Source organism: Paenibacillus sp. J22R232, assembly GCF_056269165.1.
The window spans coordinates 1-17074 of sequence record NZ_JBWDNK010000015.1; the positions used below are offsets into that span (position 1 = coordinate 1).

General features: G+C 51.6%; 9 protein-coding genes, 5 tRNA genes and 1 rRNA gene. 14 read left to right on the top strand and 1 reads right to left on the bottom strand.

Going from position 1 to position 17074, the window contains the following annotated elements; translation table 11 throughout:
- The 14 genes from AC0YN3_RS27460 to AC0YN3_RS27525 form a co-directional block, all read left to right on the top strand.
- Window positions 1-107, top strand: a 23S ribosomal RNA gene (locus tag AC0YN3_RS27460); the annotation flags it as partial.
- A 213-nt stretch (window positions 108-320) separates the two neighbouring features.
- A tRNA-Met gene (locus AC0YN3_RS27465) sits at window positions 321-397 on the top strand.
- Window positions 398-438: 41 nt separating this feature from the next.
- Window positions 439-515 (top strand) — tRNA-Asp (locus tag AC0YN3_RS27470).
- Window positions 516-545: 30 nt separating this feature from the next.
- Window positions 546-620, top strand: a tRNA-Gln gene (locus tag AC0YN3_RS27475).
- A 32-nt stretch (window positions 621-652) separates the two neighbouring features.
- Window positions 653-732: transfer RNA gene (locus AC0YN3_RS27480), tRNA-Leu, on the top strand.
- A 357-nt stretch (window positions 733-1089) separates the two neighbouring features.
- The gene (locus tag AC0YN3_RS27485; protein WP_475778098.1) at window positions 1090-5232 is read left to right on the top strand and encodes a fibronectin type III domain-containing protein; all 4143 of its coding nucleotides are present in this window, start codon (window positions 1090-1092) and stop codon (window positions 5230-5232) included.
- A gap of 178 nt (window positions 5233-5410) precedes the next feature.
- Entirely contained in the window at window positions 5411-7447 is a 2037-nt protein-coding gene (locus tag AC0YN3_RS27490; protein ID WP_475778099.1) for a beta-galactosidase, read from the top strand.
- 158 nt (window positions 7448-7605) lie between these two features.
- The gene (locus AC0YN3_RS27495; RefSeq protein ID WP_475778100.1) at window positions 7606-8571 is read left to right on the top strand and encodes an ABC transporter permease; all 966 of its coding nucleotides are present in this window, start codon (window positions 7606-7608) and stop codon (window positions 8569-8571) included.
- 39 nt (window positions 8572-8610) lie between these two features.
- The gene (locus tag AC0YN3_RS27500; protein WP_475778101.1) at window positions 8611-9495 is read left to right on the top strand and encodes a carbohydrate ABC transporter permease; all 885 of its coding nucleotides are present in this window, start codon (window positions 8611-8613) and stop codon (window positions 9493-9495) included.
- Between the two features lie 69 nt (window positions 9496-9564).
- Window positions 9565-11298: an extracellular solute-binding protein gene (locus tag AC0YN3_RS27505; protein WP_475778102.1), complete on the top strand. Its 1734-nt coding sequence runs from the start codon at window positions 9565-9567 to the stop codon at window positions 11296-11298.
- Window positions 11299-11410: 112 nt separating this feature from the next.
- On the top strand, window positions 11411-13195 hold the full coding sequence (locus tag AC0YN3_RS27510; protein WP_475778103.1) for a sensor histidine kinase: 1785 nt from the start codon (window positions 11411-11413) through the stop codon (window positions 13193-13195).
- Window positions 13188-14786 (top strand): response regulator, encoded by a 1599-nt coding sequence (locus tag AC0YN3_RS27515; RefSeq protein WP_475778104.1) that lies wholly within the window; start codon window positions 13188-13190, stop codon window positions 14784-14786. Before AC0YN3_RS27510 ends, AC0YN3_RS27515 begins: the two co-directional genes overlap by 8 nt.
- A 146-nt stretch (window positions 14787-14932) precedes the next feature.
- Window positions 14933-15007, top strand: a tRNA-Gly gene (locus AC0YN3_RS27520).
- Window positions 15008-15077: 70 nt separating this feature from the next.
- Window positions 15078-15683, top strand: a complete 606-nt coding sequence (locus AC0YN3_RS27525) for a P-loop nucleotide/nucleoside kinase family protein (protein ID WP_475778105.1) — start codon at window positions 15078-15080, stop codon at window positions 15681-15683.
- Between the two features lies 1 nt (window position 15684).
- Here the strand turns inward: AC0YN3_RS27525 and AC0YN3_RS27530 are convergent, their stop codons facing one another.
- The gene (locus AC0YN3_RS27530) at window positions 15685-17070 is read right to left on the bottom strand and encodes a DUF5808 domain-containing protein (RefSeq protein ID WP_475778106.1); all 1386 of its coding nucleotides are present in this window, start codon (window positions 17068-17070) and stop codon (window positions 15685-15687) included.
- Window positions 17071-17074: the final 4 nt, after the last annotated feature.

A 17074-nucleotide genomic window follows, 5' to 3' on the forward strand; every position in this document is an offset into this window, starting at 1 on the left:
TTCCCAGTATGTAAGACCCCTTGAAGACGACGAGGTTGATAGGTTCGGGGTGGAAGCACAGCAATGTGTGTAGCTGACGAATACTAATCGGTCGAGGGCTTATCCTAAACAGTTTGAGAAGCAAACGGACGTCGTAAGCATAGACTTACGTTTGCCCTGGACCCATACATCCGGCAAACAGCAGCAATAAAGGTTCAGCAAACCTGTTCTTTCGTATCCAGTTTTCAGGGCACAATGCCTTGAAAAACTTTTGATTGGATCTATTCTGGATTCATTCAGAAGGCGATTCAACCAAAGATGCAACAATATGCAACAATTGACGCGGGGTGGAGCAGCCCGGTAGCTCGTCGGGCTCATAACCCGAAGGCCGCAGGTTCAAATCCTGCCCCCGCAACCAATCCTTGGTTTCACTTTCGGATTTTATCCGAGCTTACATATGGAGCTGTGGTGTAGTGGCCCAACATGCCTGCCTGTCACGCAGGAGACCGCGGGTTCGAATCCCGTCAGCTCCGCCATTTTAACAAAAGTGAACGAAAAATAGATGTTGGGGATTAGCCAAGCGGTAAGGCAACGGACTTTGACTCCGTCATTCTCAGGTTCGATCCCTGAATCCCCAGCCACTTTCTTTAAAGCGGCTGGTATTTGTAATTGCGCGCGTATGGCGGAATTGGCAGACGCACTAGACTTAGGATCTAGCGGGCGACCGTGGGGGTTCAAGTCCCTCTACGCGCATCATACGATGGAAAAGCCCTTGCTGAGCAAGGGCTTTTTTTTTTTTGCGCTCTTACCATACACATTGAAGGTGCTAGGGATGGTTCTCTAGCGTTTTTTTGCGTTATACGGGGTAATCTTCAATTAGTAAGGCTGAAAAATGAGGTTAGTCAGGTTGTTTTGGCGTCCTATTTACGTGATTATGAAAGCATCAGCTACGATTCGCAGATTCATTACAAGCACGGAGAGCTTCAAGCAATCGAAAATGAATAGGGGTGAATTAATGACTGAGACCTAAATGGCTATTCGTTAAGCTCGAAATGATAGCGCATACATTACAACAATCAAACACATCCACTATAGCTATGGGAGGGTATCATGAAAACGAACTTTGCAAGCAAACGGTATTTGCTCTTATGTTTAATGACATTAATGCTATTCGTAACCATTCTGCCAGCAGGTTTAGGCTTGAAAGCGACAACCGTTGCTGCTGCCACAGCCTTTTCGAATGTTTCAGTCAATACGACAACGCCTGCGGTATATGGAAAGTACGAAATCCAGTTCGATCTGAGCAGCAACTATTCGAATCCCTTTAATCCGGACGAGGTGGATGTCAAAGCTTATTTCACGACGCCTACCGGTCAGACGGAGGTTATGCCAGGCTTTTATAACAAAGCCTCCTCACCGAAATGGGCGGTTCGTTACTCGCCGAGGCAGATGGGCTCGCACAGCGTCGTCATTCAAGTGACTGACGGAAGTGGAACGGGCCAGTCGAGCGTTCTTACGTTCACTGCGGGCAGCGCTGGCACGAATCGCGGCTTCATGGGCACGAGCGGAAGCCGCTTCGTTGACAGCTACGGCAAGCAGTTGACGCTGCTTGGCAGCAACTATGCTTGGAACGCGAATACGATTCTGGATGAGCTCCCTAGGTATAAGGACGCGAAAATGAATATAATGCGAGTATGGTATACGTGCTGGTGGAACAACTATGCGCCGGAATGGGGACCGATCACGACAACGCAAAACGGGATTACGATGTCCTATGACGGGATTGGGAAATATCAGCTTGAGAATCAGGCTCGCATGGACGAATTAATCGAGGAAGCCGCAGACAATGATGTGTATATCATGTTGACGCTGAACAGCTTCGGCGATTTCTACTATGATTGGCCGATGAATGCTTACAGCACGGCTAACGGCGGTCCATCGTATTGGACGGAGAACAATACGGACTTTTGGACGAACGCTACGGCAATCAGTTATCAGAAGAAGCTGCTTCGCTACGTGTTCGCAAGATGGGGCTACAGCAGAAGCCTCGGCATGATGGAATATTGGAATGAGTCGGACAATCGCGTGGATACGAGTGCCGCGAACCGCAGCAGCTGGCATAGTTCGGTCGACACGTATTGGAAGAGCCTCGACTTCTACAATCGTCCGACAACAACGAGCTTCGCTTGGAAGGATCATGAGGAGTTTAACCAACCAACCTGGGAAACCTTAAATACGCTGGATACGACTAACTTTCATATGTATGACGGCTCCTCAGCGGCGCTGAACAAATGGGAGGCGGAGCTGAAGCATTTCATCGAGGATTTTGACGGCAGGCCAGCCTTTGTCGGCGAATACGGCAGTACGCATTCGGATAATTCCGCGGATCCGAATTTGCCTCGCTTTATGCATGACGGCTTATGGGGGCCGATCTTTAGGGCCGGAGCCGCTGGAGGCAACCTTTGGTGGATTTTCGAAAACGGCTTCGATATTCCGGCAAGCTACAAAGCGATTTACACGGCTTTGGCAAACTTCATTCAGCCTGAGGAGCAGCATTTGATCAATATGCCGCATGTGGATTACGGCGCACAGTCAAACTCGACTAAGGTCGGCGGATATAAAAATGGTGATCGAGCGCTGCTTTGGGTCAATGATTCGACGGCTAACCATACGGTGAGCAGTCCGCGAACGGTAAGCGGCATGTCGTTCAATGTACCGGGCATGAATCCGGGTACTTACGATATTTTGTACTACAACACGGTAACTGGTTCCGCTATCTCGACGACGACGGCAACCGTGGTAAGCGGAGTCGGCAACCTTGCCTTAAGCGCGATTCCTTCTTTTAACCGCGACATTGCGGTTAAGGCAGTCCGCCAAGGCAGCGAGGTGCCGGATACGCAGGCTCCGACGGCTCCGTCAGCCCTTGCCGTACAGGCGAAAACAGACACAACCGTCAGCTTGTCGTGGACGGGATCGGCGGATAACGTAGCCGTGACCGGCTACGACGTTTATAGGGGCGGTGTACTGACAGGGTCTACTTCAGGTGCAACGAGCTTCGTCGTAACGGGCTTGACGGCAAGCACGGCCTATAGCTTCACGGTGAAAGCGAAGGACTTCGCAGGCAATCAATCGGCAGCGAGCAGCGCGCTTAGCGTGACGACAAACGCTCCGCCTCCGCCGGACACGCAAGCGCCTACCGTTCCAGGGAGCTTAGCTTCCCCAACAAAGACGGATAAGACCGTCAGCTTAACCTGGAGTGCTTCAAGCGATAATGTAGGCGTTACCGCCTATGATATTTTCCGGGGAGGAACACTCGCGGGCTCGTCAAGCGCAGGGGTTCTAGCCTTCACGGATACGGGATTAACGCCATTAACTTCCTATGTATATACGGTTAAAGCAAGGGATGCGGCAGGGAACAGCTCGGCGGCGAGCAGTGCGGTCACCGTTACGACGCTTCCGCTTATCGCTCCAAATTTGCTGCAGAACCCAGGGTTTGATCAGGATGACGGCTGGGGACGGCCCAATCAATGGACTTGCGAGCAAACATTTTACTGCACGCGGGATACCTCCGTTAAACGTAACGGCTCAGGCTCCTTCAAGCTAAGCGGCAATTCAGGCGCATGGTTCGGTGTCTACCAGGATGTTGCTGCGAGCGCGGGCAATACCTACACCTTTGAAGGGTATTTGAATATCGCAAGCGCAACGAAATCGGAAGCAACCATCCGCTTCTTAAATAGCGCTGGAACCGAATTGTCCAGCCACTCCGTTGCCAATTATAACGGGACGGCGACAACTGCAGGGTTCGTGGCGATGAGCGGTGCGTTCACGGCACCGGCGAATACGGCTACCGCAAGAGTATACGTATATTTGCGCGACTTAAACGGAACGGTTTATCTGGATGACTTTTATTTGTCGAGCAGTGCAGATGGAGGCTCCGGCGGCGGTGACACGGTTGCGCCTACCGCACCGGCAGGGTTGACTTCACCTTCGAAGACAGCAACTTCCGTTAATTTAAGCTGGACGGCTTCGACAGACAATGTAGGCGTAACGGGTTACGAGGTGTATCGCGGTTCAACGCTTGCCGGCACGACAACGGGCGCCACGACGCTTCAGGTGACGGGATTAACGGCAAATACCGCTTATAGCTTCACGGTGAAAGCGAAGGACGCTGCAGGCAACCTATCTGCGGCAAGCAATACGCTGAACGTAACAACGAATGCAGCCGCGGATACGCAGGCACCATCCGCGCCAACAGGGTTAACGTCGCCATCGAAGACAGCCACCTCGGTAAATTTAAGCTGGACGGCATCGACGGACAATGTAGGCGTAACGGGTTACGAGGTGTATCGCGGTTCAACGCTTGCCGGTACGACAACAGGCGCCACGACGCTGCAGGTGACGGGCTTGACGGCAAATACCGCATATAGCTTCACGGTGAAAGCGAAGGACGCTGCAGGCAACCTATCTGCGGCAAGCAATACGCTTAGCGTCACTACGAATGCGGCTGCGGATACGCAAGCGCCAAGCGCGCCGACTGGGCTGGCGGCGCCTTCGAAGACTGACACGACCGTAAATGTAAGCTGGGCGGCATCAACGGACAACGTAGGCGTTACGGGCTATGAAGTCTATCGCGGAGCGACGCTCGCCGGTACGACAACAGGCGCGACGACGCTGCAAGTAACCGGCCTAACGGCAAATACCGCTTATAGCTTTACGGTGAAAGCGAAAGATGCGGCAGGCAACCTGTCAGCGGCAAGCAGTGCGCTGAGCGTCACGACGAACGCTGCGACAGCGGGAAATCTGCTTGCGAATCCCGGCTTCGAGACAGATGACGGCTCAGGGAAGCCCGCGACATGGGTTTATGAGCAGCCTTATTATGTGTCCCGCGACACGTCCGTTAAACAATCAGGAGCTGCATCATTGCGCTTAGACGGATCAACGGGTCCATGGCATGCTTGGTACCAGGATGTAAATGCATCCGCGGGCAGCACGTATGTTTTTAGCGGATCGGTCAATATTACGGCTAATAACGGATCAACGCTTTATTTCAAGCTGCAATTCCTGAATTCGGCTGGCTCAGTCCTCAGCGAGAGCACGTTAGCGACATACTCGGGTACGACAACCAGCGGCTTCGAGAATGTGAGCGGCACGGCAACTGCCCCAGCCAATACCGCAAAGGTTAGAGTATATACGTATTTCACGGATATGAGAGGAACGTTCTATTTCGATAACTATTCATTAACGAGCTCATAGAAAAGAAGCGCCCGGCGAGCCTGTCTCGCTGGGCGCTTTTTAGCATGCATGCTTGGCACAAAAGGATGTCTAGTTTGACGGGTCATATTAGCGTTTTCGACGCTTACAACGGTTACGATCATCCGATATACTGGTCGGTGCGAGCGATAAGAGCAAGGACTATAAGGAGGATGCAGGCATGTTATTCGGCGCATGTTATTACCCCGAGCATTGGGAGCAGGAGCGTTGGGAGACCGACGCCAGGCTTATGAAGGAAGCAGGCTTTAACGTTGTCCGATTGGCGGAGTTTGCCTGGATTCGCATGGAGCCTGAAGAGGGTAGGTATGAATTCGAATGGCTGGACCAGGCAATCGCGCTATTCGGCCATTATGATATTCAGGTCATTCTCGGAACGCCGACGGCAGGCCCGCCCAAGTGGCTGATGGATAAGCATCCCGATATTTATCAGCACGACTACCAAGGCCATGTCCGCGGGTTCGGGACAAGACGCCATTACTGCTCCAACAATCCGAATTACCATGAATATACGAGCAAGATCGTTACGCGAATGGCAGAGCAATACCGGGAGCATCCAAACGTGATTGGCTGGCAAATCGACAACGAGCTGGGAGCGATTGACACGGCGCGCTGTTACTGCGGCTATTGCAGGGAGGCATTCATCGCTTGGCTGCAGCAAAGGTACGGGTCGTTAGCACAGCTAAATGAAGAATGGGGAACGATCTTCTCCAGTCAAACCTATACGAGCTGGGAGCAGCTGCATTTGCCTGCTTATTCGGTGCATCAAGGTCATAATCCGGGGTTGGCGCTTGATTTCAGGCGCTTCAGCTCCGATTCCGTCGTGAAATACCAGCAGCTGCAGCTGGATATTTTGCGCAGCCTGTGCCCGTCCACGCAGCCCCTTACAACGAATATGATGGGCAGCTTTAACGATCTGGATTATTATGATCTCGCCGCTCCGCTGGATATCGTATCGCTCGATATTTATCCGATTATGAAGCGAGTGCCAGAAGAGAGAGCATTCCGGACGGGGCTTAACCATGACACGATGCGCGGGCTGAAGGGCCAAAACTTTTGGGTGCTGGAGCATCAGAGCGGCGCACCCTGCACCTATGCGATGTCCTCCACGCCAAGGCCGGGCGAGCTTAGAAGATGGACCTACCAGTCGATTGCCCGGGGTGCGGACGCAATCGTTTATTTCCGCTGGCGCACGCTGACGTATGCCTTGGAGGAATTCTGGCATGGCATTCTGCAGCATCACGGAGAACCCGGCAGACGGTTCGAGGAGGTTAAGCAGGTTGGGCAGGAGCTTCGCGCTATCTCACCGCTGCTAGCGGGAACCACCGTGAAAGCGAAGGTTGCCATGCTCAAATGCTTCCACAATGAATGGGCATTCGAGCTGCAGCCCCATGCGAGCGGCTACGAATACAAGGAGCATCAGGCACAATATTACCGTTACTTTCATGAGCGGAACATACAGGTGGATATTATTTCGCCAGACGAAAGCTTTGACGGGTATGAGCTGCTCATTATACCGAATCTCATGATGGCACGGGAGGAAGCGACGAAGCGGATCCATGCGTTCACCGAGCGCGGCGGGACGATTGTCATGGACTTCCGGGCAGGAGCCAAGGAATGGAACAACCGGATGCTGCCTCAAAGGCTACCGGGCTTATATACAGATTTGCTAGGCATATCCATTGACGATTATGGCATTATCGAGGATGACCTATCCATTGGCCTGCGTGCATCGGAAGAGGAATCGGCTGCGGCAAGCGAATCAGCAGCCTCGCCGGGCGAAGCAGCAACTTGGTACGACGTTATTGAGTTAAAGGGCGCAGAGCCGCTACTGCTGTTCGCCAATGATTATTTCGCAGGTCAGCCAGCGGTTACGCGCAATCGTTATGGACAAGGGACGGCCTATTATCTAGCAACGGAGCTTGATCCTGCTTCCTTGCATGGCTTGTTTCAATCGATATGCACAGACCTTAACCTCGAGCCAGCGCTGCCTGGATTGCCGGGCGGTGTAGAAGCGATTTGCCGCATGCGGGAAGAAGGCGAGCAGAGGTCGGAAGTCATTTTCGTGATCAACCATAACCGCATTGACGCTGCTTTTGCGCTTGACCGTACCTATGCGGACGCAATGACGGGAACGGAACGCTCAGGCGTGGTCGTACTGGAGCCGAATGGCGTGCTCGTGCTGTGTTCTACCGGTTAATGGGCTTGAAAAAGGCAGCCGCTTGGTTGATTAACCGTGCGGCTGCTCTTTTTTGTAGGGTGAGGAGAACGTGTTTCTAAGGTTGTTGGGTGGATGCTCTGCTTGCATAATAAAGATAGATTTACTTCGAAAACGGTTACAAGGAAGGTGCAAAAAAGATGTCCAAAGCAACCGAGCAGATCAAGCTCGCCCCTTATTTACCACAAGCAAAGCGGCGCGGCTTCTTCGGGAAGCTAATCAAACAACAGCAGCTGCTCATCATGTCAGTGCCCTTTGTGCTGATCGCGCTCGTATTTTCCTACGGTCCGCTGTGGGGATGGATTATGGCATTCCAGGATTACAAGATTGGCAAAGGGGTGTTAGGCAGCTCTTTCGTAGGCTTCGACAATTTCGTCAACATTTTTCAGGACGAGCAATTTTATTTCGTGATGCGAAATACGCTGGCGATGAGCTTTATGGGGCTAATAGCAAGCTTTGTCGGTTCCATTGTGCTAGCGCTGCTCCTGAATGAGGTAAGGAAAACATTTTTCAAAAGAGCGATCCAAACGATTACGTATATTCCTCATTTCGTATCCTGGGTCGTTATCGCAAACGTCGTCACGTTTTTTCTTTCGCCGGATGGCGGCTTGCTTAACGTAATCATGATGAAGCTTAAGCTGATTAACGAACCGATCTACTTCATGATTAAAGGGGAGTGGTTCTGGATCATCCACACGCTGGCGAGTTTGTGGAAGGAGCTCGGTTGGAGCACCATTATTTACCTGGCGGTGCTTATGGGACTTAATCCGGAGCATTACGAGGCAGCCGAGATGGACGGCGCCAGCCGGTTCCGCAAAATGTGGCATATCTCGATTCCGGGGCTGATGCCCACGGCGATCCTGCTGCTGACGATGTCCATAGGCTGGGCGATTAACAGTGGATTCGAATCCCAATTCGTGCTTGGCAATCCGGCAGTCATTGAATATTCGGATGTCATCGATCTTTACGCGCTGCGGTACTCCACCCAGCTAAGCGACTATTCGTACGGCATGGCCATTAATATGTTCAAGTCCGTCATTAGCGTCCTGATGGTTCTGTCGGTTACCTATCTGGCGAAGAAAACGCAGCAGAGCCGGTTGTTCTAATCGGATGCATAGACGGCAGAAGGGAAAGGACGGAGAAGGATGAAAGGAACAACATGGGGTGACCGTCTGTTTGACGGCTTTAACTACACGCTGCTTGCCATACTCGGCTTTATAACGATTTATCCGTTCATCAACCTATTTGCGATCTCGCTCAATGATGCGCTTGATTCGCTAAGGGGAGGCATTTATTTCCTGCCCCGCAAGTTTTCGCTGCTGAACTACCAGATTATTTTTGAGCAGGGAGATTTGCTGAGGGCGACGATCATGTCGGTTACGAGAACCGTCGTCGGTACGGTTTGCGGGGTGCTTGCCACCGTTATGGTATCCTACACGCTTAGCCGCAAGGAATTCGTTCTGCGCAAGCCGCTCAACCTGATTTTGGTATTCACCCTGTTTATCAACGCAGGGCTGCTGCCGAGCTACATGCTAATCGTCAATTTGAATCTAATGAACAATTTCGCGGTTTATATTTTGCCAATGCTGATCAGTGCTTACAACATTATTATCGTGCGAAGCTATTTCGAGCAAATACCGGACGGCATGGTAGAATCGGCCAAAATAGACGGAGCCAGCGATTATCAAATCTTATTCCGGGTCATTATTCCGGTCAGCATGCCGGTCATTGCGACGATTACGCTCTTCATCGCGGTCATGCATTGGAATTCCTGGTTCGACAACTACTTATACACAAGCGGCAATAAGGAGCTTAATTTGCTGCAGCTGGAGCTAATGAAAATATTGCTGACTTCGGTTAACGAGGTTGCCAATTCGTCTAATCCGACGAACAGCGACGCGCTCAAAACGAATCCGGATGCGATTCGGGCGGCCATGACGATTATTGTAACGATGCCGATTTTATTCGTGTATCCGTTCCTGCAGCGTTATTTCGTAAAAGGGATTATGGTAGCTTCGATGAAAGAGTAGCCAGGATATCTAACGGAGCGAAAGCTTCGATGATATAATTACAATCATTAGAATGAGAGGGAGTCTACAATGACAAAACGCGGGACAAAGAAAACGCTTACCGTAAGCATGGTCATGATTCTAATCGCTGTCATTTTTGCAGGCTGCAGCGGCAACAACGGCAATAACAACGCTCCAACCAATTCACCAGCTTCACCGGCTGCAACGAACGGTGAGGCAGCGGGGGAAGAAACGCCGGCCGCTCCGGATTTGACGCCGGTAGAATTCACGATTAACACATCCGATGACCAATTGAAATGGGACACGCCAATCAATAAAAAAATTACGGAAAAGACGGGAGTAACCTTCAAGTATGACCTAACGGTCGGCGATCAATTCCAGCGCTGGGATCTATGGCTTGCAAGCAAGGATTACCCGGACATTATCGTGCTTGACCCCAAATATACGCTTCGCTATAAGGAAGCCGGCGCCATTATTCCTCTAAATGACTTAATAGAGAAATACGGTCCTAATATTAAAGAGAAGTTTGGCGATAAATTCAATTTGCTGAAGGACGAGAATGGCGACATTTATTCCCTATATTCCGTGCTGCTTGCCAAGGAAGCGCCAGCTGACGCAACCGGGAACTTCATCGTGCAATACGATGTGCTGAAGGAAGCCGGTTATCCGGAGATCAAAACCTTCGACCAGCTCTATGAGGTAATTAAGGCATACAAAGCGAAGCATCCGCAGGTGGACGGCAAAGATACAATCGGCTTTGGCGCTTACATGAACGGCTGGGTTATGAAGCATGCATTCAACAACCCCATCATCTGGGGCAGCGGTCTTGCCGATCACGGGAACTACACCATTTCGGATAGCGGCGAAGTTAATTACAATCCGGTCTCCGAAGCAACGAAAACATATTATCAGTTCCTTAACAAGCTTAACAACGAGGGGCTGCTGGATAAAGAATCGTTCTCGATGGATGAAAAAGCGTTCCAGGCGAAGGCTGCGCAAGGCAGAATCCTTGCGGCATATTCGCCAAACTGGCTGCTTGGCGATGCGGAGAAGTCGCTGCGCGCAGCGGGGCAACCTGAGAAAGCCTATGCGCATATTCCGATCTACTTCAACGAAAACGTCGTTGACCACTCGAACTCCAGCACGCCAACGAGCGCGGGCAACTATCAGTGGACGATCTCCAGCAAGACAAAAAATCCGGAGCGCATCATTCAAATGATCGATTACTTGTTCTCCGACGAAGCCCAAATTCTGACGCAATGGGGAATCGAGGGTGAAGATTACTCGGTTGTTGAAGGTAAAAGAACAGTGAATCCTGATCTTGTAACAAAACGCCAAACGGATGCCAACATCGACTACGACAGAGGGTTCAAAAGCGTAGGTACGGGCAACACCTTCTGGTTCGGCGTCGGCCATGGCGCTAAGCTGGCTGATGGCGACTATTCGACTCCGCTTACGAAGGATGTCGTGGAGCTTGGCTACGATGACATGACGAAGGAAGTGCTTGCGAAATACGGCAAGCAGGTATGGGCTGACTTCTTGGCACCAGTCGAGTATGTGCCAGGTTTCTTATGGCAGCTTACGCCTCCAGAGGCTACGAAAGTAGAAGAACAGAAGATGGACGACACTTGGCGGAAAAACATCCCGAAAATTATTTTATCCAAGGATGCGGCAGCTTTCGAGAAGTCATGGGGCGAGATGGTATCCGAGATCGACAAGGCCGGCGTCAAAAAGGTAAATGAGGCGTATACGAAGCTTTGGCAGGAATTTATCGAGAAGTATAATCAAAATATAGCCGGCTAACGGCGCGAAGCCGTACTCCTTGTCGATTCACGTCGACAAGGAGTATTGGCGTCTCCGGCGAATCTAACAGGTACGAGTTTTGCCATTACGCAGATGCGGGGTCGATACAGAGATGAAGATCCGAACGAAGCTAATCTTATCCCATTTGTTGGTGGTGCTTTTCCTGCTCGGATCGCTTGGCTATGTGCTTGTAAAGCGCAGCACCGATCTGGTCTTCGAGACGATAACGGAAAACAACCTGCTTTCCTTATCGCAAGTCAGCTCCAACCTTGACAATAAGCTGACCTCATATGAAGAAATAACGAATACGCTATTCCTGAACCGTGCGCTCGATGAAATAACGGAAACCAGATTCGAGGATAATATAACCGCGTACCAGCAATATTTCGATTACTACCAGCCCTTCGTATCGGCAGTCCAGACGACGAAGGACATTCACCATTTTTATCTCTATTCGGACAATCCTACGTTTCTTTTCTCGAACGTATTTCTAATTGATGAGACGATCAAAGACAAAGGCTGGTACAAGGAAGCGCTGAACAGCCAAATCGGCGGTTATTGGACCGGCGCGTATTTGTCTTCCTATGACAATATTCGCTTATTCAGTTACAAGAAGCGCTTGAACAACTTCGTTGCGGACTCGCCCAAGGTGGTTTCGATCGAAATCAAGCTGAAGGTACTCTACGATTTGGTGAGCGAGGAAAGCAAGACCAAGCGCTATGTGTTCGCACTGGCTGACGGCAGCGTGTTAATGGATACGGTAAGAGACGGATCGCTGAGCCATATTCAATCGCTTGCCTATGCAGACCGTATTCAGGCGAGCGAGAGCGGGAGCTTTATCTATAAAGAAAAGGCCAGTGGAAACACGTACCAAATCCTGTTCAAGACGCTGGATTCGCATAATTCGGTCCGGGGCATGAAGGTGATTTCCTATATTCCGATCAACGATGTGATGCCTAAGGTTGAGCAGCTCCGGTCGATGGCAATCGCGCTTTATTTGATCGCCTTCGGTTTAACGGCATTGTTTATATCGGCGATATCAGTCGGTATGACTAGACGCCTAACCGAGCTGTCGATGAAGATGAAGCGGGTGCATAAGGATAACTTCGAGTCCTTCGTCGTCGTGAAGGGAAAGGATGAGGTTGCGCAACTTGGGGAAATGTTCAATATGATGGTGCGCAGGCTGGGCCAGCTGATCAGCGAGGTTTATCAATCCGAGATCGACCGGAAGGAGCAGGCTTACCGGACGAAGGAGGTGGAGCTGTATGCGCTGCAGACGCAGATTAACCCTCATTTCTTGTTTAATGTGCTTAATATGATACGTGGTAAATTATTAATTATCGGTGAGCGTGACACGGCCAAGGTGGTCGGACTTCTGGCGAAATCGTTCCGCATGATGCTCAAAAACGGCGGGCAGATGATCAAGCTTGCGGATGAAACGGAATTCGTCGATAACTACTTGCAAATACAGCAATACCGGTTCGGCCATAAGTTCACGTATACGATCGAGATTCCGCCCGAATATCATGCGCTCCTTATTCCGAAGCTCATTATTCAGCCGCTGGTAGAGAATGCGATCTCGCATGGCGTTGAGCTGAATCCGGAGCAATCGCGCATTTGGATCACAGGCGAGAAGTCGGGCGAGTGCTTGCAGCTTACGATCGGCGACGACGGACTGGGCATATCCGGGGAACGGCTTGACGAAATCATGAATTGGCTGGATGAGGATTCATTGGCAACGGATCGGAACATTGGCATTCGGAATGTTCATGCCCGGCTGAAATACTTGTACGGCGAAGGGTATGGCTTGAAGATAACCAGCCAGGCGGGGGCAGGTACCACGGTAACTATTCTTATTCCACTAGGTCAAGACAACGGAGGCGAGAGGGATGCTTGAGGTATTGATTGTGGATGATGAGCCGCTTGCACGAGAATCCTTGAAGTATTTAATCGATTGGGAGGAGCATGGGTATGCGATTACGGCAGAAGCGGAGGACGGAGTGCGCGCACTCGAGCTTATCCAGGAGCGGCACTTCTCGATGGTGCTTACGGATATCCGAATGCCGCGAATGAGCGGGCTGCAGTTCATTGAGCAGCTGCAGCAATGCTCCGAAGCGGAGGTCATTATTCTGAGCGGCTACGAGGACTTTGATTTCGTAAGGCAGGGACTGAAGCTCGGCGTGACCGACTATTTGCTGAAGCCGGTGGATGAGGTGGAGCTGGTTCACGTGCTGCAGCGGGTTGTCGGCGTCATTAAGGAGCGCGAGCGCACGAGGCGGCGCGAGCAGCTCGGACTTACCGTGCTTAGGGATCAATTCCTGCGCAGGCTGGCGCATGGGCAAGCAGGCGGACAAGAGCTTGGCGAGCAGGCGGAGCTGCTGGGCTTGGAGCTGGAAGGCCCATGCTGCTGTCTGCTGCTGGAGCTCGACTTCTTATCGGGGGAAGGAAAAGCGATTTCCGAGCAGGATATTGAACTGAAGCGCTACGCGATCCGGAATATCGCGGAGGAGCTGTGCTTGGGGAGCGGTTATCTTTTCGAGGAATCAGAGGAGCGCTTCGGTATTTTCATGAGAGGAGACAGCAGCGCGGCGGAGAGCGGCAACGCCCGTCAGCTTGCGGAAGCACTCGCAGCGGCAGCGAAGCAATATGCCAAGGAGACCGTTACGATTGGGATTGGCGAATGGGTCCAAGCTGCGGAACGGCTGGCGGATTCCTATTCGGGCGCCGAAGCCGCGCTGGACGGAAAGTTTCTCATAGGCGGAGACACGATCCTGACAGGCCGCAGCGCAGACAGGGATGGCATGAAGCAGAAGGATACCGGCAAGCTGCGGGAGGATTTGCTTGAAGCCGTCAGAAGCAACCGGGAGGAGGCGTTGATGGAGGCGCTTGGGCTGCTGTGGGATAGCTTCCGAGCAGGCGGTGGCAACGCTGGTGGCGCTTCGGCTGGCGCAGGCGACCATGCCCGTATGACGGTGCTGGAGCTGCTCGTTCAGCTGCTTCAGGCGGTGAAGACGTCGGGGGCAAGCTCGGATACGCTCTTTAATTACGAGCTCGGTGATTATGAACGGGTGATGAGGGCCAAAACGATTGACGAGTTATATGCAATTACGGCAAGCAAATGCATAGGCGTGCTGGAGCTGCTCCGCCAGATGAAGGAGCTTCAGCCCCATCATGTCGTGACCGAGGTGAAGAAAATCGTGCAGCAGGAGTACCACACGAATATTAGCCTGCGCTCCGTGGCGCAGAAGGTATATTTGAATCCCAATTATCTTGGGAAGGTGTTCAAAGCGGGCACGGATCAGTCTTTCAATGATTATTTGCTTCATGTGCGCATGGAGAAGGCGAAGCAGCTGCTGCTCGGCTCGAACAAAAAAGTGTATGAGATTGCGCAAGAGGTCGGCTATGGCGAGCTGGATTGGTTTTATAAGCGCTTCAAAGCCTATGTGGGTATTAGTGCTGGCGAATACCGGGGGAAGAGCGGACGTTAGGCGCGGGACGCACCAGGGTTCAAGGATTGGCATGGGATTGAAAATAATTTATATTTGAAAAAAAGCTTGCTTTTTTCTCTGTAAAATGTTATTTTATTTCTTGTCGCCGAAATGCTAAACGCAAAATAAGGCATATAAAATAACATGCGGAAGTGGCTCAGCGGTAGAGCATCGCCTTGCCAAGGCGAGGGTCGCGGGTTCGATTCCCGTCTTCCGCTCCATACGAAAACATCCGAAACACCTTGCGCTGCGAGGTGTTTTTTTGTTATGTATAAAGAGACAGGAGGCAGGATGATGCGTAAACTTGTATTTTTTGTTGGCGGAGCCGGTGCGGGCAAGACGACTTTGGCGAAGGCTTTGGCAAGGAAGCGAGAAGTAGCCGTAATTGACATGGATACGGTGCTGCGCCCAGCTGCGGTTGCCCTTATGACCCAAGCCGGACTTGATCCAAGCGACCGGGATTCCGACAGCTACAAGGCGTTATGCCGAGATCTAGGGTATCGGCTTACGATGGATACGGCGCTGGAGAACATCGCGAATGAAGTAAATATGTTCGTCGTCGGTCCGTTCACGAAAGAAACGGAGGCCTCCGATTGGATCAAGCAAGAACTCTCGGCAATCGGTGCCTCCGTGTCGGATGTGGACGTGCGGGTCGTGTTCGTGCAGCTGCGCGATGACCGGCTTCACCATGAACGAATTAAGAAAAGGGGCTTGGAGCTGGATCAATACAAGCTGGACAACTGGACGGCATTCAGCCGCGCACTAGTTAAGCGGGAGTTGAAATGGCCGATCGCATCGTCGTCCGTGCTGTATTTCGACAATTCCGAGCCCCTGACCGAGGAGAAGCTAACGGCGCTGGAGCAATTTGTATTCGGCGAAGCCTCTCCCCAAGCGTAGACTATTGCGGCAATCGTGCCTTCAGCATGCTGAACAAAGCTTCTGTCTTGGCAGCTTCCTTGTCATTGAATATAACGGCAAGTCCGTCCAGCTCGATGTGAATGTACGGCGGCGTATTTTTGAATACATAAAGCTTGGCTGCGCCAAGCTTCTCCAAGGAGAAATTGCCGCGCGCGTATTCCGCTGTCGCCGTACCGTTGGTTCGGAAGCCGCTCGGAAGCTCTTGCTCAAGCGTGATGCCTTTGACGTCGCTTAGATTGAAGCTGTAATCGTACAGCGGGTAGTCAATGGCTACGACTCCGCTATCTGATACCGAAATGGCAGGCGAGGTTTGATCGGATTGTACGGCAAACGCGGCGAGCGGAATGATAATGACCAGTGCGAATGCGATACTGCCGTACTGGATCCATTTGCCGCCCCGCGTAGCCAAGTTGACAGTCGAGCCAATGCCCATGCGTTTTGGAACCATCACGGATTGGTCTTCCGGATTGTAGTAGGCCGAGCCGTTAATCCAGTAGCCGTCGTCATCGGTCAGAATCGCTTCGCCGTCCGTATCCGCCAGCTTTTCCTCCAAGGCACGCACTTTGCTGTGCACAAAGAAGATGCTGCCAAGCGGAATCAAGGAAACCATGACGATGCCAATCATCCACTGGGTGAAGGTAAGCGAGCTTCCATTGGAGAGTATCATATAAGCGACAAAGGCATTAATGCTCTCAAAAACAGCCAGCAGGGGCCAAAGCATGGACCAGTAGCGCCGCGCGGCGCGGTTGATAGCAGCATTAATATCGTGGTTTTCGCTGTAAACCTTCGTTTTCATATGGCCAAAGGCTGCAAAAATGACATACAGAATGACGCTCATAGCAAGCGAGGCAATCCCGGTCATTTGGAGGAGACGGTCGTGATTGGAAAAGGAAATGAGGATGGGCGTGACGGAAAGAACCGCAGGGATGATGAACCAGTAGGGAGAGACGAGCTTCGATTTCTTGAGCTGCGTAATTGTGGCATCGATACGGATTGTCCGCTTCTCGCCGACAAACCAATCGTTCTCGCGCTTGATCCGGCTAGCTTTACGGTGAATGCTGTTGAAGGGCAGCTTTGATGTATACAGAAAAGCGGCGATCCAAACAAATAGATAAATAAGCGACAACGAGAAATAGCTGCCAAGCACAAAAAACGGCGCTAGCGTCAGAAGCGAAATAGCGGCGTAGAGCGTGTAGTTTCTTTTGTAATCCGCTTGAAGCTGCTTGATTCTGGTGTCCTTAAGTCCCTGATTGGGAAGCGTGACGCCGAACAGGAGCTGATTGCTTGGCACGGCTTGCTTCAGATACATGACAACGATACTGATATAAACGATGACAGCTGGGATAATGAGATATAAGTTGCTCATAGTT